The organism is Paenibacillus sp. JCM 9796, from assembly GCF_055379675.1.
The window spans coordinates 1,452,778-1,469,997 of sequence record NZ_AP043723.1 but is presented as its reverse complement, the minus strand read 5'-3'; the positions used below and the strand labels follow the sequence as shown (position 1 = coordinate 1,469,997).

19 protein-coding genes are annotated in these 17,220 nt (G+C 50.4%); 10 read left to right on the top strand and 9 right to left on the bottom strand.

What is annotated here, in order from left to right:
- Positions 1-38: 38 nt before the first annotated feature.
- The 3 genes from ACZ439_RS07215 (at position 39) to ACZ439_RS07205 (ending at position 2,008) form a co-directional block, all read left to right on the top strand.
- The gene (locus ACZ439_RS07215; RefSeq protein ID WP_430105985.1) at positions 39-377 is read left to right on the top strand and encodes a helix-turn-helix domain-containing protein; all 339 of its coding nucleotides are present in this window, start codon (positions 39-41) and stop codon (positions 375-377) included.
- 226 nt (positions 378-603) lie between these two features.
- Entirely contained in the window at positions 604-1,464 is an 861-nt protein-coding gene (locus ACZ439_RS07210; RefSeq protein ID WP_430105982.1) for an SGNH/GDSL hydrolase family protein, read from the top strand.
- 10 nt (positions 1,465-1,474) lie between these two features.
- On the top strand, positions 1,475-2,008 hold the full coding sequence (locus tag ACZ439_RS07205; protein ID WP_430105979.1) for a DUF4916 domain-containing protein: 534 nt from the start codon (positions 1,475-1,477) through the stop codon (positions 2,006-2,008).
- Positions 2,009-2,040: 32 nt separating this feature from the next.
- On the opposite strand, the gene ACZ439_RS07200 is transcribed toward ACZ439_RS07205, so the two are convergent.
- Together ACZ439_RS07200 and ACZ439_RS07195 are read right to left on the bottom strand one after the other, a co-directional pair.
- On the bottom strand, positions 2,041-2,409 hold the full coding sequence (locus ACZ439_RS07200; protein ID WP_127608299.1) for a helix-turn-helix domain-containing protein: 369 nt from the start codon (positions 2,407-2,409) through the stop codon (positions 2,041-2,043).
- 582 nt (positions 2,410-2,991) lie between these two features.
- Entirely contained in the window at positions 2,992-3,363 is a 372-nt protein-coding gene (locus tag ACZ439_RS07195) for a helix-turn-helix domain-containing protein (RefSeq protein WP_054796061.1), read from the bottom strand.
- Between the two features lie 255 nt (positions 3,364-3,618).
- On the opposite strand from ACZ439_RS07195, the gene ACZ439_RS07190 reads away from it, so the two are divergent.
- Positions 3,619-3,960, top strand: a complete 342-nt coding sequence (locus ACZ439_RS07190; RefSeq protein WP_054796062.1) for a helix-turn-helix domain-containing protein — start codon at positions 3,619-3,621, stop codon at positions 3,958-3,960.
- 421 nt (positions 3,961-4,381) lie between these two features.
- Here ACZ439_RS07190 and thpR read toward each other — a convergent pair whose 3' ends face one another.
- Positions 4,382-4,957, bottom strand: coding sequence for an RNA 2',3'-cyclic phosphodiesterase (thpR, locus tag ACZ439_RS07185; protein ID WP_054799855.1), 576 nt, complete (start codon positions 4,955-4,957; stop codon positions 4,382-4,384).
- A 102-nt stretch (positions 4,958-5,059) separates the two neighbouring features.
- Here thpR and serC point away from each other — a divergent pair, with 102 nt between their 5' ends.
- Positions 5,060-6,148 carry a 3-phosphoserine/phosphohydroxythreonine transaminase gene (gene serC, locus ACZ439_RS07180; RefSeq protein WP_464620820.1) on the top strand — a complete coding sequence of 363 codons (1,089 nt, stop codon included), beginning with the start codon at positions 5,060-5,062 and terminating at the stop codon, positions 6,146-6,148.
- A 107-nt stretch (positions 6,149-6,255) separates the two neighbouring features.
- On the opposite strand, the gene ACZ439_RS07175 is transcribed toward serC, so the two are convergent.
- Complete coding sequence (locus ACZ439_RS07175) at positions 6,256-6,972, bottom strand: response regulator transcription factor (RefSeq protein WP_054796065.1); 717 nt, start codon at positions 6,970-6,972, stop codon at positions 6,256-6,258.
- Between the two features lie 105 nt (positions 6,973-7,077).
- Here ACZ439_RS07175 and ACZ439_RS07170 point away from each other — a divergent pair, with 105 nt between their 5' ends.
- Positions 7,078-7,542, top strand: coding sequence for a tRNA (cytidine(34)-2'-O)-methyltransferase (locus ACZ439_RS07170; RefSeq protein WP_054796066.1), 465 nt, complete (start codon positions 7,078-7,080; stop codon positions 7,540-7,542).
- Between the two features lie 163 nt (positions 7,543-7,705).
- Positions 7,706-7,963, top strand: coding sequence for an AbrB/MazE/SpoVT family DNA-binding domain-containing protein (locus tag ACZ439_RS07165; protein WP_127608331.1), 258 nt, complete (start codon positions 7,706-7,708; stop codon positions 7,961-7,963).
- A 74-nt stretch (positions 7,964-8,037) separates the two neighbouring features.
- On the opposite strand, the gene ACZ439_RS07160 is transcribed toward ACZ439_RS07165, so the two are convergent.
- Positions 8,038-9,597 (bottom strand): alpha/beta fold hydrolase, encoded by a 1,560-nt coding sequence (locus ACZ439_RS07160; protein WP_054799857.1) that lies wholly within the window; start codon positions 9,595-9,597, stop codon positions 8,038-8,040.
- 230 nt (positions 9,598-9,827) lie between these two features.
- Between ACZ439_RS07160 and ACZ439_RS07155 the strand changes: the two genes are divergently transcribed.
- Positions 9,828-9,986, top strand: a complete 159-nt coding sequence (locus ACZ439_RS07155; protein WP_155614500.1) for a hypothetical protein — start codon at positions 9,828-9,830, stop codon at positions 9,984-9,986.
- A 326-nt stretch (positions 9,987-10,312) separates the two neighbouring features.
- Here ACZ439_RS07155 and ACZ439_RS07150 read toward each other — a convergent pair whose 3' ends face one another.
- From ACZ439_RS07150 to ACZ439_RS07135, 4 genes are read right to left on the bottom strand one after another with little or no spacing between them, the layout of a single operon-like run.
- On the bottom strand, positions 10,313-11,389 hold the full coding sequence (locus ACZ439_RS07150) for a phosphodiester glycosidase family protein (RefSeq protein WP_127608294.1): 1,077 nt from the start codon (positions 11,387-11,389) through the stop codon (positions 10,313-10,315).
- A gap of 14 nt (positions 11,390-11,403) precedes the next feature.
- Entirely contained in the window at positions 11,404-11,835 is a 432-nt protein-coding gene (locus ACZ439_RS07145; protein WP_127608293.1) for a hypothetical protein, read from the bottom strand.
- A complete protein-coding gene (locus ACZ439_RS07140) occupies positions 11,832-13,454 on the bottom strand; it encodes a response regulator (protein ID WP_464620819.1) in 1,623 nt (540 codons plus the stop codon). The genes ACZ439_RS07145 and ACZ439_RS07140 overlap by 4 nt, the downstream gene beginning before the upstream one ends.
- Positions 13,435-15,237, bottom strand: a complete 1,803-nt coding sequence (locus ACZ439_RS07135; protein WP_464620818.1) for a cache domain-containing sensor histidine kinase — start codon at positions 15,235-15,237, stop codon at positions 13,435-13,437. Before ACZ439_RS07135 ends, ACZ439_RS07140 begins: the two co-directional genes overlap by 20 nt.
- A gap of 171 nt (positions 15,238-15,408) precedes the next feature.
- On the opposite strand from ACZ439_RS07135, the gene ACZ439_RS07130 reads away from it, so the two are divergent.
- A complete protein-coding gene (locus ACZ439_RS07130) occupies positions 15,409-16,293 on the top strand; it encodes a carbohydrate ABC transporter permease (RefSeq protein ID WP_127608290.1) in 885 nt (294 codons plus the stop codon).
- A complete protein-coding gene (locus tag ACZ439_RS07125) occupies positions 16,293-17,129 on the top strand; it encodes a carbohydrate ABC transporter permease (RefSeq protein ID WP_054796071.1) in 837 nt (278 codons plus the stop codon). Before ACZ439_RS07130 ends, ACZ439_RS07125 begins: the two co-directional genes overlap by 1 nt.
- Positions 17,130-17,220 lie beyond the last annotated feature (91 nt).

Genomic DNA, 17,220 nt, shown 5'->3' with positions numbered 1-17,220 from the left:
ATTAACTAGTAATTAAAGGAGAAAGTGATGGTGATATTGTGATTGGAAAGCGCATTCAATATTACAGAGAGCAAAGAAAAATATCGATAACGGAATTAGCAAATCGCGCAGGTGTAGCCAAATCGTATTTAAGCTCAATCGAGCGGAACATTCAAAAAAACCCGTCGGTTGAATTTTTGAAAAAAATTGTGCCTGTGTTAGGTGTTGATCTTGAAACTTTAGTGAGGGAAGACGTTGATTCAGAATATCCTTTAAGCGGAAATGAAATGAAATGGCTGCAATTTGCAAAGGAAGTTAAAGACGTTGGTATGAGTATTGATGATATTCGGCATTTGATTGAAAAGGAGATGTTGGTCGAAAGTGAGGTGAAAAAATAGGATCAAATCTATTGTAATCAAAAGGACTCTCTGATTCTAATGTACTATTTTTGGTTCGAAGTACTTATTTTAAAAAAAGTTTGAACATGAGAATAAAGATACAATTTGTATTGAATAAAGTGAAATGATGATACAATATGTATATATGAGGTCTTGCAACGTGGTGAATTGTTAGGGGTCCCTAGCTAATTCTAGGGGATACGGAGATTATTTGGAGGTGTTCTGTTTGCCATTAATCGTAAGTCAGAAATCTAGAAGAGGAAACAAAAAAATTATTTCTTTAGGACTATGCTGTGTGTTGTTGAACGTAGGCATTATATATTATGGGCAAAACTATCTACGAACCATTAATAGTATTCAAGCTCAAGAAGCGAAGGCGAAATATGAGGAGGAGCTTGCAATTCGAGAGAGGAGCAGAATCGAGGAAATCAATATGTATAAGCCTAACGGTAATCCACGGTCTGTTCTTGATGACTTGCATTATCTTGTATTAACAAAGGGTCAAGCCAAAGTGTCTACTTTTGGCAGCAGTGTTACTAACGGGGATGGAGCAAGCAGTCCGGAGAAGAAGTGGCATAATGTTTTGGACCGTTATCTGGTGAGCCTAAACGGCCTTGGTCAAGTGACAATTCAGTCCAACGCTTTCCCCGGATACTCAACGGAAATGGTCGTATTCAATCATTATGAGGATAAAATCATTGCTGAGAAGCCGGATATTATTCTGTTCGAAACCTTTGTTTTGAATGACCATGGACAATCGATACCTCTGCAAGAAACAAGAGATAACCTTGACTTTATGATTAAGAAATTAAAAGAAAATGTGCCAAATGCCAAGATCATCCTCTTATCGCCTAATCCGAAAATAGATGCAAGTCCAAATGGTAGTGGAGCTACGTATAAAGAATACGTGGACTTAACAGCAGAAGTAGCCCATTTCTATCAACTGGATTACATTGATATCTATGATTCCTTTATGCAAACTAAGCTGGGATTGAATGTGATGTTGAAAGACGGTGTTCACCCGAATGACTTCGGATATCAAATTTGGTTCGATGCGTTGAAGGAATTTTTTAGTCTTAAGAAATGAGAGTGATCGAGTGTCAAATTGGTTAGAGTCAAGAATATGGGAAGATATTCAAAAAAGGCTGCCTATTATTTGTGTAGATGTTATTCCCATTCAATTGAACAAAGAAGGTCATCAGGAGTCCATCGGTTTGATCTTCAGAGAAACACCGCATCAAGGTAATAAGTGGTGTACAATTGGCGGAAGATTGCGTCATAGCGAATCCCTTCAATCGGCTATCCAACGGCAGTTAGCAGAATCACTGGGGAATCATGTAAAGTTGAAGAAAGTATTGAACGATGGTGAACCGGCATTCGTAGCTCAATATGCTCCATCGAATTTTCCAGTAGATGGGTTTGAAGGCATTGATCCAAGAAAGCATGCTATAGGATTAACCTACTGCGTATGGATTGACGGTGTATTAACTCCACAAAATGAGGCCATGGATTTTCATTGGTTTAAAAAAAATAACCTTCCTGACACCAGTGAGATCGGCTTTGGTCAGGGGGAGGTTATTGTGAAATGCTTGAATAAAATAATCAATTCAAACCAATTGTCCGTACCATAGTAGGTGTAGGGAGCCAGTCATAAGTGAAGTATTCACAAGCTTCTTTCTGCTCGAACAAAAGCGATAAACCGCTTCGCCTCCTCAGCCGTCAGCTGTTTCCCGTCTATCGTGAGCAAAAATTGCTGCATGATGCGTTCGTCGGAAAGTTCAAGGCTATCTACAAATTGCCGAACGTCAGCATCCAAAACCATTTCCGGATCTTGTGTGCGGCCGAGTAAATAATCGATGGATACTTTAAAGTAATTCGCTATTTTCACCAACGTATCATAGTCGGGTTCCCTGCGATTTTTCTCGTAGTGCGAAAGCGACGCGCGGGAAATGTCCAGCTTGATTGACAACTCTTCTTGAGTCAAGGCTTGCTTCTCCCTTAATGCGGCGATACGATTTCCAATTTGCCCCAATGGTGTTCACCCCGATCGGTATAAAGTTGTATCTTGTTAAGATAGAGGTTATAAGGTACGCAGCACCTACACGCAAGTCTTCCGAACCGCATGCCATGTTCCCGTTGCTTCTACCCGATGATGGTTCGAGCTGCCGTTAACCGTAGGGTTGAATTCATGGCTTTGAATGCGTTTCCCGATTAAACAAAATTACGGTTCGTAAGCTATATAGAACAGGGGGGGATCTGCGGACCTTCGTTACATTAACTAAATTATACATTACGTATCGAAGTTTGTGAAGAACGCAACCTTGATTTTTGCCCGCTTATTTTAAAAAAAGTCAAAAATAAATCAAATTTCAATTAAATAGTTACGAAATGTATCCGATTTGTGATACAATAAGTATTGTAAATGGAGCTTAAACATCGAAGGTTGATCGCGATCGGGCAGCTAAGACGGAAGCCCCCGCGAAGCTGCAGTCCCATTGCTAAGCATTCCCATCCCATAGGGTTAATAAACGTTTCAAGAGCGTTAAGCAACATACCAGCTCAGGACGTGCGGGTGTTCGTTACTAAGAAGCCGCGGAAGCCGCGGTAAGAGCCGTCATCTGGTTTCTCGCTCCGCTCTGACGAAGGCGATAAACCGACGGGCCTCATCGGGCGTCAGTTTCTTCCCGTCTACCGTCAATTGAAACCGTTCCAGGATTTGCTGGTCCGACAATTCCAGTTGATCGACGAACGAACGGATATCCGGGTCTAAAGTTCGTTGAGGGTCTTCCGTCCTCCCCGTCATATAGTCCAAAGAGACCTTGAACAGATCCGCCAATTTGACGATGGTATCGTAATCCGGCTCTCGTCGATTTTTCTCGTAATGTGACAGCGAAGCGCGGGAAATGTCGATCTTCTTGGAAAGTTCTTCCTGTGTCAGCTTGAATTTTTCTCGAAGAAGAGCGATCCTATCCCCGATCTTGATCATGGTTATTTCCCTCCAAAATCCAACAATATGCCGCAGTGAATCGTTTGTCGAATCGTGTTGCTTAACGTACGACTAGATTATACATTATGTAGCAAGTTTTGTGAAGAACTAGAGGGAGAAAAGACCAGGGACTTTTGCCTCAAAATTTGTTAATTTCAACAAAAATAGATACATAGTGTATCTGATTGTGATACAATCAGTATTGAAATAAGTCGAAGGAATCAATTGATCCCATATTATAGGAGGAATCCTCGAATGATCGGTGCACGTATTCAAAATCTTCGACATCAAAAACGCATGTCCTTAACAGAGCTTGCCGCCCGGGCGGGCGTAGCCAAATCGTACCTGAGCTCGATCGAGCGCGACCTGCAATCGAACCCTTCGATCCAGTTTCTTGGCAAGCTGGCTCCGGTACTGGGCGTCAACGTTCAAACCCTCATTCTTCACGACGAGTCCGATAAGCCGGAGCCGATCGATCAAGAATGGATTCAAATCATTCAAGAGCTGACTGATTTGGGCCTGGGCAAAGACTCGCTTCGCCGAATCGTTCATCAGCTGAAAAGCAGTCAAACCGCCGTATTCGAACAAGCGCAGTGACAATAGCTGACAAATCCCCCATTCTCGCTATATGTTGAATGTCTAAAAAAATCTTTATATTGGAAAAAATAGACATTTAAGACTATCAAAAAAAATGCGATTTCCCGATAAAATGTGTAACAAGGATGAGGAGAAAATCTGACTTGGAAATCGATCTAAAAGAGAGGTAATTATGGAGAAGACCATATCGTTGGACATTAGGCACGCTCTGCGCCAACTGGGCATAAATCCGACTAAAGCCATGGAGATTTTGGCCCTTTCCCCTGTAGATCAAGTTACCCAGATGGAAATCCGGAAAGAGCCGGCTCTTACCGATGATCATACTTATTACACCCGTGACATAGAGAGCTGACGCATTCCAACCCCTCTATTCCTCCAAACGTGCAATCCCGCCATAGGATTCGATCCGCAGGAGCAGGAGTCAGTCTAACGAATGCTTGCTTACCGGCTCATACATAGGCGTTTGGCCCAAATGGCTGCGGTACAAGACGACTTCGTCGCATCGCCAGGCGCTTGCTTCATCGGTTGGAGGGTGAAGCCGCATCAATTCGGGGCTCCAAACCCATGTTCCGTTGTATGTTCTGGCAAGCGTAAGGTGCGGTTTGTAGGCACGCTGTTCCGGCTCGATCCCGAGCAGATCCTGCATGGCCGTTTCGACACGGCGTTGTATCGCGCCCAGCGGCGCGAGTTCCCCTTGAATGTCCGCCCATAATACCGAAGGCGATTGCTTCTTGCCGAAAGTCCCGAGCTTACCCAACTGCAGGTTGAACGTTTTTCCGCTTGCCCCCGTACAAGCAGCATCAAGCGCCGCCCGGACTTCATGGAGACGCTCGGCATTGACGTTTCCTATAAAAAGAAGTGTGATGTGCAGGTCATCCGGATGCACCCATTTGGCAAAAGGGAGGTCGCGCTTCAATACGTTCTGCCAAGCGGATACGGCGAGACGGACCTGTTCAGGCAGCGGCACAGCCACAAATAATCGAAACTTCGGAATCATCGGAATCCATCCTCCTTCTCGTTCATGAAACTTACACTTGAATCGGCGCGCTAACCTTTGCTATCATAGCCATATCCTATGAAAAGTGAAGGTGTGAATCTCGTGACAAAGCGCGCTTACAATTTCAATGCAGGACCGGCTGCGCTGCCTTTGGAAGTACTAAGGCGGGCACAGGAAGAGTTTGTGGAATATCAAGGCATTGGCATGTCCATTATGGAGATTTCTCATCGAAGCGCTCAATACGAGAAATTGAACGAAGATACGCAATCCTTGTTGAAGGAGCTATTTTCGATTCCGGACGGTTACAAGACGTTATTCCTGCAGGGCGGAGCGAGCACCCAGTTCGCGATGATCCCGATGAACTTCCTGAAAGCGGGTCAAATCGCCTATTACGTCCATACGGGCGCTTGGGCCAGCAAAGCGATCAAGGAAGCGAAATTGATCGGCGAAACGGCGATTGCGGCCAGTTCCGAAGCGGACAATTTTACGCGTATTCCGGATCTAAGCGGGCTTAAGCTCGGCGATCATGCGGCTTATCTGCATATTACGTCGAATGAAACGATTGGGGGCGCCCAGTTCGTCCAATACCCGGATACCGGCAGCGTTCCGTTGATCGGCGATATGTCCAGCGACATTTTGTGCCGTCCGGTCGACGTTTCCAAGTTTGCGATGATATACGCCGGTGCTCAGAAAAACCTGGGGCCGTCCGGCGTAACCGTTGTTATTTTGCGCGAAGATTTACTTCAAGATACGCCTAAAGGTATTCCGACGATGCTTCGCTACGATACGCATACCAAGGGCAACTCCCTGTACAACACGCCTCCGGTTTATTCGGTATACATGGTCAACCTGGTTCTTCAGTGGATCAAGGAGAACGGCGGAGTGGCTGCGATGGAGAAGCGCAACCGGGAGAAAACCAGCTTGATTTATCAAGCCATCGATCAAAGCGGCGGATTTTACCGCGGTGTCGTCCAACCGGAATATCGTTCCCTGATGAACATTACATTCCGCATGGAAAACGAAGAGCTTGAGAAGAAATTCGTGAAGGAATCCGAACAGCACGGCTTCGTCGGGCTGAAGGGCCACCGCGACGTCGGGGGACTGCGCGCCTCCACGTATAATGCCGTACCGTTCGAAGCTTGCGAGGCGCTCGCTTCGTTCATGGCCGATTTCCAGAAGCGTAACGGCTAACAGCCGGGACAAGCAGCTTCGTCAGGGCGCTTACGGGTCTTGCGGAGCTGCTTTTTCGCGTAAAAAAAGAGCGCCGCGCCGGATGCGTACGGTGCTCCTTTTGTCGATCAGGCCAAGGATTCTTTCGCGCTAGGTTCCATCAGTTTGTAACCGACGTTGCGAATCGTTACAATATATTCGGGAGTCCGCGCGTTCGTTTCGATCTTATCGCGCAGGTGGCTGATGTGAACGTCGACGATTCGCGTGTCGCCGAGGAAATGATAATCCCAGACGCCGTGCAGCAGCTGCTGGCGGCTGAGCACTTTGCCCCGGTGCTTGCATAAGAAGAGCAGCAGATCGAATTCCTTAGGCGTCAGCTCGATCGTTTCGCCCTTGACCTTCACTTCCCGCTGGTCTGGTCGAATGACGATAGGGCCAATTTGGACAGGCGTGTTCTCCATTGCGGAAGGTAAAATTTGAATACGGCGTATAATCGCCTGGATACGGGAAATAAGCTCCTGCGGACTGAATGGCTTCGTCATGTAGTCGTCAGCGCCGTTATCGAGCCCCGCAATTTTATCGGACAAGTCCTGCATGGCGGTCAGCATCACGATCGGCACCATGTTATTCTGGCTCCGCAGCTTGCGGCACACCTGGATGCCGTCCATCTTCGGAAGCATCAGGTCGAGCACAATCAAGTCCGGGCGAAATTGAGGAATGGCGCTGAATACCTCTTCGCCATCATATACGCAGTGGACTTCGAAACCGACCAGCTTCAGGTTGAATTCTATAAGCATCGAGATGGAAGGTTCGTCGTCAACGACAAGGATTTTCTTCTTCATCATTCGACATGTCTCCTTTAGCACATAGTAGCTTCATTATCGCAGCCGACCGTCATCTATGTATTAAAAAAAGGTAAAACGAGTGTTAAAATTGAGGTGAACTGAACAATGGCGTTTCATATCGTATTGGTCGAGCCTGAAATTCCGGCCAACACCGGCAACATCTCCAGAACGTGCGCCGCTACGGGAACATGGCTTCATTTGGTACGGCCGCTCGGCTTCGACACCGACGACCGGACCTTGAAGCGTGCGGGTCTCGATTACTGGCACGCGGTTAAGCTCGAATATCACGATTCGTTCGCAGAAGTGAAAGAGAAGTATAAAGACGCGCGGTTTTTCTTCGCTACGACGAAAGCGGACAAGCTGTACACGGACATTACGTTCTGCGACGGCGATTTTCTGGTATTCGGCAAAGAAACAAAGGGGCTGGCGCCGGAAATTTTGGCGGAGCATCCCGATGCGCTGATGCGCATGCCAATGACCGATGCGGTGCGCTCGCTGAATTTATCGAATTCCGCAGCGATTATTTTGTATGAAGGCTTAAGACAAATCGGATTCCCGGGATTATCGTGATCGGGAGCCGGATATAGGCTGATTCAGAAGGACAAGAAACGGGTAACGAACAGTGGAGGAAGCCGGTTGCGAGAAAGCCGGTGGCAGGAATTTATGCACTGGCGTCGAAACCATATAAGGGAAGTCGGGAAGTTAAGTAGAGTAAAGGTGAGGTGAATTAATGATGAAACCGGCAGGTGTCGTACGGAAGGTCGACCAGCTTGGACGAATAGTGCTCCCGAAGTCGCTACGCAAACGGTATCAAATGAACGAAGGAGATCCGGTAGAGATTTTAGTGAGCGGCGATCATATTATTCTGGAAAGATATCGCCCACGCTGCGTATTTTGCGGGTCCATGGATCAGGTCAGCGACTTCAAAGAAAGATACATTTGTTCCGAATGCTTGGGTGAAATGCAACAGATGAAGAACACTCAGGCGTAGGTGCTGCAGTTGTGACGCGAAAGAGACTTGCCGGACGGCCGTGCGCCGGGGCAAGTCTTATTTTTTGCTATCAGCTATGTCGGGACGCAGGCCTTCTTCCGCATGCGCATCCACTTGCGAAGCTCTTTCGCATTGCCTGTTCGTTGAGAAATCGCGATCAGGCGGTCGTAGAACAAGAGCTCTTCCCCGGTGCCATACTGCAGGCCGCTTTGCAGGAAGCGGACGGCTTCCGCATATTGTTCCCGTTCGCAGCAGTTATCGGCGGCCCATAATGATAACTGTTCCCATGCTTGCTCGACGGTCTCCTTGAGCGTGATGGAGAACGGGTCGAAGCAGCCGGACAATATTTTGCTCTGCAGCTGCTCGGAAAGAGTCACACACTGATTGAGCTTGTAAGCGCTGTCCGCTTGTTCGGAAGCGCTTTGCAATTCCCGCAGGAGGACGAATAGATCGCAATCGATTTCAATATTCAATTTGATCGTATCCCGTTCGATCGTTAAGCAAGGCTCTTGCCCGTCTTCCGTTTCGAGCAGCTTGCTAAAATGATTTAAATACACGCGAAGGTTGCGCATGGCCTTGGGGAAAGCCGTCTCCGGAAACAACGTTTCGCACAGCTGTTCCCGCGTTGCCGAGCGGTGATACGCCAAATACATCAGTATACTCTTGGCGTGCCGCGTGTTCCAACCGAGCCGGATCGGCCGCTGGCCCAGACTGACTTCGAACGTTCCGATACAACGGATCGTCAACCGGTTGCGTTCAGGGGCAGAAGGGAGGCGTCCCGACCAGAGGACACGAAGCGTTTGCTTAAGCTCGTCCTCCACCGGTTTCGGCTTACCGGGTTCGAAGGGCGTTTTCCGCACGAAGCGGTCGATAAAGTCCGAGGTATACAACGGTTGATCCACGAAGGTGAGGTTGGAGGCGCCTGGTACGATCAGGAAGGCGGAGGCGTCGAACAGCATGTGCGCGATATGCGCCATGCCGGGCGGAAAGCTTGCATCCAGCTCGCCCGATATGATCATAAGCGGCTTGCGGATGTGAGCTTGTTCATGTAATGCCTGCTCGGAGCCGGCGAGGTCGAGCAATTGTATGTATAAAGCCTTAGAAACGCGCTCATGGGCTTGGACGATGCGTTGATGCAGAAGCGCATCGCCGGGAGTCCCCGTCAGCTTGTGCGCCATGGCGGCTGCGTAGACCGTCATCGGCGCTTGTTCGAGCAGAAGCCTGCGATCCTGCAGCTCGGTAAGCGTAGCCGGCAGCGTGTGGGGCATATAAGGAGAGATATAAATCATGCGCTCCACGCTGGAAGGGGTTAACGAGGCCAAACGCCTGGCGATATACACGGACGCGTCATGAGCAACCAAGACAACCGAGCTTATGTTCAACGATTCGAGCAGCAAGCGTAGATCTTCAGCGAGGGTAGCGAACGTGACGTCTTCCGACGTTTCGCCGCTTAGGCCGTGTCCGGGCAAATCACAGACGAGCAGCGAGTAACGAACCGACAGCAGCGGGATCAACGATCGCCAGAAGGAGCCGGATAGACCGAGACCGTGAAGCAGTACGATTGTTTTGGCGTCAGGATCGGGGTTCGGTGTAAATTCATAACTCATCCTGTAGCTGGTTGCCAGTAGGGCCATAAGTCCAAAGTCCTCCAATGTGAACGAGTCTCTAGCGGTAAATGATTAATTAGGACTATGTATTTCACCAGTGTACCAAAAATTTAGTTAAAATTTAAGAAAGGATACAATAAAAGTATATTATTTTGTTGGTTTTGTAACCTTTTTGTAACGGTTGTTATGCTAAACTTCACAATATACTGGAATTGAACTTTAGTAGCATACGATAACTTTAAAGGACGTGACAAACAATGACAACGACCAATCGAGCCCCGATTGAATTGGATATAGATGATTTGTTGGATCAACTGGGCATAGACGGTGAACGTTGGCGCGGTTTAAGTTCGGGAAGCGGTTCGGATGAAAAGCAGGAACGAGAAGGCAGCCGTTCCGAAGAAGAGCCATCATAAATAAGGTGTTAGATCATATAAACTCGGATACATAATGTATCGAGAAGGCCGCGATAAATCAAACGGGTTGAACGATTCGGTCCGTTTCCGGTTATCCGAGTTCCTTCAACCCGCGAGTGCGCATGCGAACGGCTTACAAGCCTTTTGTTTTATCTTCATTGTAGGCGGCCGTGAGCATCGCAGTAATAAACATAGCAAACACCGTAATAACAAGCCAAAACGTAGCGGACATGATTCAGCACCTCCCGCCCTATATTATAACCAACCTTCCCCTAAAAGAAAACGTAAAAACTCCAAGAAAATGAATAAATCTGTGAACAATTGCCTCATTTAAAAAACAGGAAGTTGGTTGCCAGCGGACGAAGCTTTCCGTTATCCGACGGATGGTTGATCACTTGTCCGTCGAAAATCAAGCTCGACGAACCGCCGCCGTCCAGATTGTAAGCGTCCTTGATGCCGAGCGACTGAAGCTTGTCCTGAAGCTCGGCGAGCGTAGCACCGGAGTTGCCGCGCTCGTCGTATCCGTCCGTTACGATAAATAACAGCTGGTCGTTCTTAAAGCTGCCGACCACGGTGCGCGGCGCGCGTGCCGGAGAACTGACCCATTGGGGCGGAATCGGCTGCTTCTTGCCGTTCTGCAGCAAGATTGGCACGAAGGTGGAGCCGAACGACGGCTTCAGCTTGTCAAGATCTTCCTGCTTATAGAACTTGCCTCCGATCAGCTTGCGATCGGTGCTCAGTCCGATGAACGTCAAGTCTTCGAAGGAAGGCTCGAAGCCGTATACGTACTTGCCGCCGACCATCGTCGTGCTGAGCGGGTACCGCTTGCCCGTCTTCGCATCGTCGGCGAAGCCTCCCGCATTGACCCCCGCTACCGCTCCGTAGCGGCGCACCGCTTGCAGCGTCGTTTCGCTGCCGCCGACTTTGTCGCCGCCCAGAACCATTGTCATCCCTTTATCGGTCTTTAGATTAACTTTCAAGGCGTACCCTTTGTAACGCTCCTCGGAGAAGGTGTACAGCTTCAGATCGATATTCGCCGAAGAAGCCGAGCGGTTCACCTTCCCCCCGAGCTTGGAAGCTACGCGCGTGTCGAAGATCGCTGCCGGGCGCTCGGCGGCGGCTTCCGCCAGCTTCGACAGGCGGGCGGCTTCGTCGGCGCTTTTGGCGTAGAACTGAAAGTATTTCTCGACGGTAGTGCGGGTAAGCGCCGCATCCTCCTTGGATCGGTCGAGCTTCGTCAGCGCCGATTGGAGGCTCTCCCTCAGCTGCAGGTCGACCTGCGGCCGTTCAACCGGTTTAGGAAGCTCTACGGAGAGCTGCGCCGCCGCCAGAAAACCGAGTGCGCCGAGGAACGGAGCCAACGCGAGAAGCATCACCCGGTTGATTTGTTGAATCGGATTCATCGCAGGTGCACCTCCTATTGCAGCGCATCCAGTTGTTTTTTCAAGTCGTCGAGCTTCTTCGTCACATCGGCCAGCTGCGTATACAATTGGTTGCTGTTGTCGGTTTTGCTGCTGGCGCTGTCCTTCGTGAAAGAGAGAAGCTCATTGACCGAATCGATTTTCGACTGCAACTGGGTCATATCGGCGGACATGCTTTGCTTCAAGTCGCCGATCTGCTTCTGATAGTCTTCCTGCACAGCGGCAAGCTGGTTCTCGATTTGCGCGGCGATATCTGTCTTGATCTGCAATTGCAGATAATCGGTATAGGCTTTGGCTCCCCATATGCCCAAGCCTACAAGAATGATCCACGAAACGATCAGTATCGTATACGTTCTCGGCTTTGCCTGCTTCGGCCGGCCAGTGCGAATCGGGGCTTGCGGCAAATTCGGTTCGATCGGAGTATTCAAGATTCTCTCCCCTTCCTGTATTCGTTCGGAGAGACTCCGACCGTTTTCTTGAACACTTTGCTGAAATATTTCTCATCTTCGTACCCTACCATGGCGGCGACCTGCGCGATGCGCAGGTGAGGGTTTAACAGCAGCAGCTTGGCTTTGTCAATTCGGATGCCGCTGAGATAATCGGATAAGTTCTCGCCGAACTCTTGTTTGAATTTGCGGGAAATATATTCACGGCTCAAGTAGAAATGGTTGGCGATCTCCTGCAAGGTAATATCCTGATGATAATGATTACGTATATATTTGGCGATTTCGAACATGACGTTGCTGTCCTGCTGCTGCGACTTCAGCATGTGCTTCGAAAGCTCGGTTAAGCTGCGGACGAGCTGCTGCTCCCACATATCGATCGATAAGCGTCCTTCGTCATCCATCGGGACGTGAAACGGGGCGTCGTCCTGCGTGCGCTGCGGAGGCGGACCGTCGCCGAACCATTCGCTCATCCAGCGGGTTTTCAGCGTGTTGTATTCGTGCCACCACAGCTCGAGCTGCTCCGTATTGATCGAAGGAAGACGCCGCACGGCGTCAATCCATTCGCCGACGGATTTGCGAATTTGCTCTTCGCTGCCGCTGCGGACCGCAAGGCGGATCGCTTCGGCGTACTCCGACATCGACAGCACGCCGGCAGAGAGCGGCGGACGGTCGTCGTTCTCGTGAATGCGTTTCTGCCTGGCGAGCAGATTGCGGCGCCTCAGCGCTTGCTTCGCTTCCGCATAAGCTTCCTTCAGCTTGTCCGGGAACGGGTGTACGCCGCTGACGCCGATATCCATGGAGCTTTGGAACGTATTGACGATGCACTCCTGAATGTGGAGGAAAACGGCCTCCGACCGTTCCAGCTCACGGAACAGCAGGAGGACGATCTCGTTCTCGCTGTTCCAGAAGCGGAAGGCGACGCCGATCCGCTGACCGCGGTCCATCGTCAGCACTTCATTGCAGACGTTCATGAGCGAGAAGAAGACCAGATCCCATTGCGACCAGAACCGGTCCTTCAGTTTGCCGCTGATCGTATCGAGGCTTAGCACCGCCAGACGGCACGAGGTGACGTCGGGGCTCAAGCCGTACTCTTCGGCAATTTCTTTGGCATGCTTCTCGTATGTTTTGGGCTCGCTCACCAAATTCGACCAGATCGTGTCCCAGTATACGGGCTTAATCTGATTCATTTCCATGTTCAAGCTTTGCTGCTGGCGCCGCTCGTCCTGCTCCTTGCGAATCAGCGCGACGGTTTTCTGCGTCGTCTCCACAAGCTGCTCCGCATCGATCGGCTTTAAGATGTAGTCGACCCCGCCGTGCTTGATTGCGTGCCGCACCAGGTCGAATTCGTCGTGGCCGCTGATGACGATCGTCTTCGCGGATGGCAGATGCTCGCTCAGCCACGCCATCAGCTCCATCCCGTTCATCAGCGGCATCATCATATCGGTGAATACGAGCTGAGGCCGGTGCTGCCGCAGCATCTCCACAGCCTCGGCGCCGTCCTGCGCCTCCAGCACCGTATCGATGCCGAACGTCGTCCATGGCACGAGCAGCTTAATCGCGTCGCGCACGTGCTTCTCATCGTCAACGATCATGGCGATCATCTTCGTCCGCCTCCTTGCGTTGTAAGGGAATGATTATGGTGATTATGAGGCCGCCCGGTTGATGAGGCTCAACGATCATAGCCGCTTCGTCGTCATAGTAGAGCTTGAGTCTTGCTAGCACATTCCAAAGCCCGATGCCGTCCTCCTCGCCGCTGGCATCCATAGGAAGTCTCAGCTTGCGGCGCAGCTGCTCCAAATGGTGGGCGCTCATGCCTTTGCCGTTATCGGCGACGGTGATCTCCAACCGGTTTCCCTCCAGCAGCCGTCCGCCAATTTCGAGCCGCCCGATTTGGCTGCGCGGATCGAACCCGTGCTTGAAATAGTTTTCGACTAGCGGCTGCAGGATCATTTTCGGTACGGGAATCTCAGCCGCTTCGTCCGTGATGCGGTACTCGACGGTCAGCTCGTTCTCGAACCGGTGCAGCTGCAAAGCCAAATACGAACGGACGTGATCGACTTCCCGTTTGAAGGGGACGATCGGTTCGCCCGTGTTCATGCTGTAGCGCATGATTTTGGCGAGAGCGGACAGCAGTGAATAAATTTTGGGCGCCTCGTGCTGCAGGGCAAGGGTTCCGATCGACTGCAGGGCATTATAAAGAAAATGCGGATTGATCTGCGCTTGCAGCGCCTTCAACTGATTCGTCTTGTTGGCGATCTCCAGCTTATATTCCTTCGTGATCAGCTGGTTGATCGTCTGCATCATCACCCGAAAGCGATGGGCGAGAATGCTGAACTCGTCATTGCCTTTGACGTGAATATCGACCTGCATGTTGCCGGTCTGAATTTTGCCGATATACCCGAGCAGCTTCCGGATTGGCGCCGTAAACCGGATCGAGACAATCACGGTCCCGATGATGACGACTGCCATGAAGGCGAGCAAAATGAGCGTATTGGCGAACGTCAGCCGTTTGGCATGTTCATACAACAGCTCGTTGGGAATACGCTTGACAATGATCCAATCGGCGTATGGCTCGCGGATACGCTCATACATTTGGATGCCGCTAAAGCCGCCGCCGTTCCACTCCAGACTGCCGCGTTCCTCTTCGCGAGCGAGCAAGTCGCGCACCCAGGGCTCATCCAGCATCTTGCCGCGGTACTCGGCATTGGAGCCGTACACCACATTGCCGCCGGCGTCCAGCACGAACAGCTCTTCGCCTTGCGACATCAGCTGGTTGCAGATTGACTCGATGAACGAGACGTTGACGTCTACCGAGAGGGTGCCGAGATCTTCCATCGTCAGCGAGTTGGTAATCGAGCGGTGAAACGTAAAGACGGTAGCGGTCGGCAGCGGATTGAAAGGGAACATCGCATACGTATGGCTCGAATGCGTAGGCTCGATCCAGACGTTGCCTTTATCCACGCTGGGCACATATTTGGATTGGCTGCTTTCATTTGAATTCGTATTGCCCTGCGTATACAGGAACGCTTTATCCGTTTTGCTCAGATACAGGTACACTTGATGAATTTCTTGAACCGCGTTGTTGATGCTCAGCAAGCCCCGTATAATTTCCTGGCGGCTGCCGAATCCGGTGGCCCCGTTCTCGATCACCGTATATAAATTGTTGTCATTGTAAACGAGCAGCGTCGCCTGCTTGACCCCGTTCAAATAGTTGACGAGATTCGTTTTTCCTTGATAAATCAGGTTGGAGTTAGTCTGTATCGTATCTTGGATGACCTGGCGTTCGGTGACGTAATACGTCATCACGATCGACGTGGAGATCGGCAAGATGGTTGCGGCCAGCAGAAATAAGATCAGCTTGTTGCGGATGCTGTTTCGGATCAAGGGCGTCCCTCCTGATTTTGGCGCTAGCGCCCTTAATTGTACCAACAAAGATCAATAAATTCCACCTGATCCGACAAGAGATTCCATGTTCATTGTCAGCCGCACTTTCTATACTAAGGGTATACTTTACAAGAATTTTGCAAACTTTAAGACCAAAAGGGGGAGGTACCCATGAAAGCAAATCAGCGGTTATCAAGCGCGCTGCAGCAGCTCGTGTTCGTAGGGCCGGCTTTCATTTTCTTCGGCATCATCGTCATCGTCCCGTTCGTCATGAGTATGTACTACTCGTTCACCGAGTGGAACGGGGTCACCTCAAACGTCAAGTGGATCGGTTTTGACAATTTCAAACATATCCTCCTGGAGGATAAAGATTTCCATAGGTCGTTCTGGTTCACGACACGATTCACCGTCACCGAAGTTCTTCTTGCGAACGTGGTGGCGTTCGGCTTGGCGCTTCTGCTGACGCAGGCGCTCAAGACGCGCAACATGCTCCGTACCGTATTTTTCATGCCGAACGTCATTGGCGGCCTGCTGCTCGGGTTCATCTGGCAGTTCATCTTCGTCAAAGGATTCTCCAACATCGGCGAACTGACGGGACTTTGGTTTTTTCAGCTTCCTTGGCTGGGCGATTCGCCGACCGCCTTCTGGGCGCTTGTCATCGTCAGCGTCTGGCAGCATGCCGGTTATTTGATGGTCATCTACATTGCGGGGCTGGCGAACGTGCCGAAGGAGCTGCAGGAGGCCGCGTATATCGACGGCGCCAATCGCTGGCAGACATTGAAGAACATCACGTTCCCGATGATCATGCCGTCCATCACGGTCTGTCTGTTCCTTACCATCTCATGGGCGTTCAAAATGTACGATCTTAACGTGTCGCTGACGCAAGGCGGTCCGTTCAACTCGACCCAGTCGGTAGCGCTGAACATCTATGAAGAAGCGTTCCGGAACAACCGATACGGTCTCGGAACGGCAAAAGCGTTCATTTTCTTCATCGTCGTTGCCATCATTACGATGATTCAAGTTACCGTTACGAAGCGGAAGGAGGTCGAAGCGTAATGGAATCGGGCAAAAACTACAACTTCCGCCTGTTCTCGCTTGAAGTGCTGGGCATTGTGCTGGGCCTGCTGTTCCTCGTACCGTTCTATTTCGTTATCGTCAATTCGATGAAAACGTTCGGGGAGCTGCTCGTGAATTCGGCCAATTTGCCGCAATCGTTCAACCTCGCCAACTATGCGAAGGTTTGGGGGATTATGAAGTTCCCAAGAGTGTTCTCGAACTCGCTGATCATCACCGTGGTCAGCAACCTGGGACTCGTCTTGATCAGCTCCATGGCGGCTTACCGGCTCGTCCGCCATCCGTCGCGTTTCAATAATTGGCTGTTTCTTGCGTTCGTGGCCGCGATGGTCATTCCGTTCCAATCGATCATGATCCCGCTCGTGAAGGTTGCCAGCGAGGTCGGTCTGATGGACAGCCGGCTCGGTCTCATCATTTGTTACTTCGGTTTCGGCGTATCGTTGAACGTGTTCCTGTATCACGGCTTCATTAAATCGATTCCGAAGGAAATCGAGGAGTCCGCAACGGTGGACGGATGCACCCCGTACGGCGTGTTCTGGAAAATCATTTTCCCGCTCTTGAAGCCGATGTCGGTTACGATCGTCCTGCTGAACAGCTTATGGATTTGGAACGACTTTCTGCTGCCGCTTCTCGTATTGAACAATCCGGATCTGCGGACGATTCCGCTGGCGACGTATTCGTTCTTCGGTCAGTATACGAAGCAGTGGGATATGGCGCTCGCGGCGCTCGTGCTCGGCGTCATTCCGATCATCATCTTCTTCCTGTCGATGCAGCGCTTCATTATCGAAGGAATTACGGCCGGTTCGGTTAAGGGCTAACCGGATACCCAGGGTTACGAACTTCCAATGAAAGCGTTTGTTCAAAATGTTCCACCTTTTCGATCAATTTTCTCTGTGTTCGGCAAGGTGG

Bases quoted from the DNA above. Each gene is read 5' to 3' on its own strand.
- ACZ439_RS07195 (WP_054796061.1), bottom strand. From the start codon at position 3,363: ATGATCAAGATCGGGGATAGGATCGCTCTTCTTCGAGAAAAATTCAAG.
- ACZ439_RS07190 (WP_054796062.1), top strand. From the start codon at position 3,619: ATGATCGGTGCACGTATTCAAAATCTTCGACATCAAAAACGCATGTCC.
- thpR (WP_054799855.1), bottom strand. From the start codon at position 4,957: ATGATTCCGAAGTTTCGATTATTTGTGGCTGTGCCGCTGCCTGAACAG.
- ACZ439_RS07175 (WP_054796065.1), bottom strand. From the start codon at position 6,972: ATGATGAAGAAGAAAATCCTTGTCGTTGACGACGAACCTTCCATCTCG.
- ACZ439_RS07170 (WP_054796066.1), top strand. From the start codon at position 7,078: ATGGCGTTTCATATCGTATTGGTCGAGCCTGAAATTCCGGCCAACACC.
- ACZ439_RS07165 (WP_127608331.1), top strand. From the start codon at position 7,706: ATGAAACCGGCAGGTGTCGTACGGAAGGTCGACCAGCTTGGACGAATA.
- ACZ439_RS07160 (WP_054799857.1), bottom strand. From the start codon at position 9,597: ATGGCCCTACTGGCAACCAGCTACAGGATGAGTTATGAATTTACACCG.
- ACZ439_RS07155 (WP_155614500.1), top strand. From the start codon at position 9,828: ATGACAACGACCAATCGAGCCCCGATTGAATTGGATATAGATGATTTG.
- ACZ439_RS07150 (WP_127608294.1), bottom strand. From the start codon at position 11,389: ATGAATCCGATTCAACAAATCAACCGGGTGATGCTTCTCGCGTTGGCT.
- ACZ439_RS07140 (WP_464620819.1), bottom strand. From the start codon at position 13,454: ATGATCGCCATGATCGTTGACGATGAGAAGCACGTGCGCGACGCGATT.
- ACZ439_RS07130 (WP_127608290.1), top strand. From the start codon at position 15,409: ATGAAAGCAAATCAGCGGTTATCAAGCGCGCTGCAGCAGCTCGTGTTC.
- ACZ439_RS07125 (WP_054796071.1), top strand. From the start codon at position 16,293: ATGGAATCGGGCAAAAACTACAACTTCCGCCTGTTCTCGCTTGAAGTG.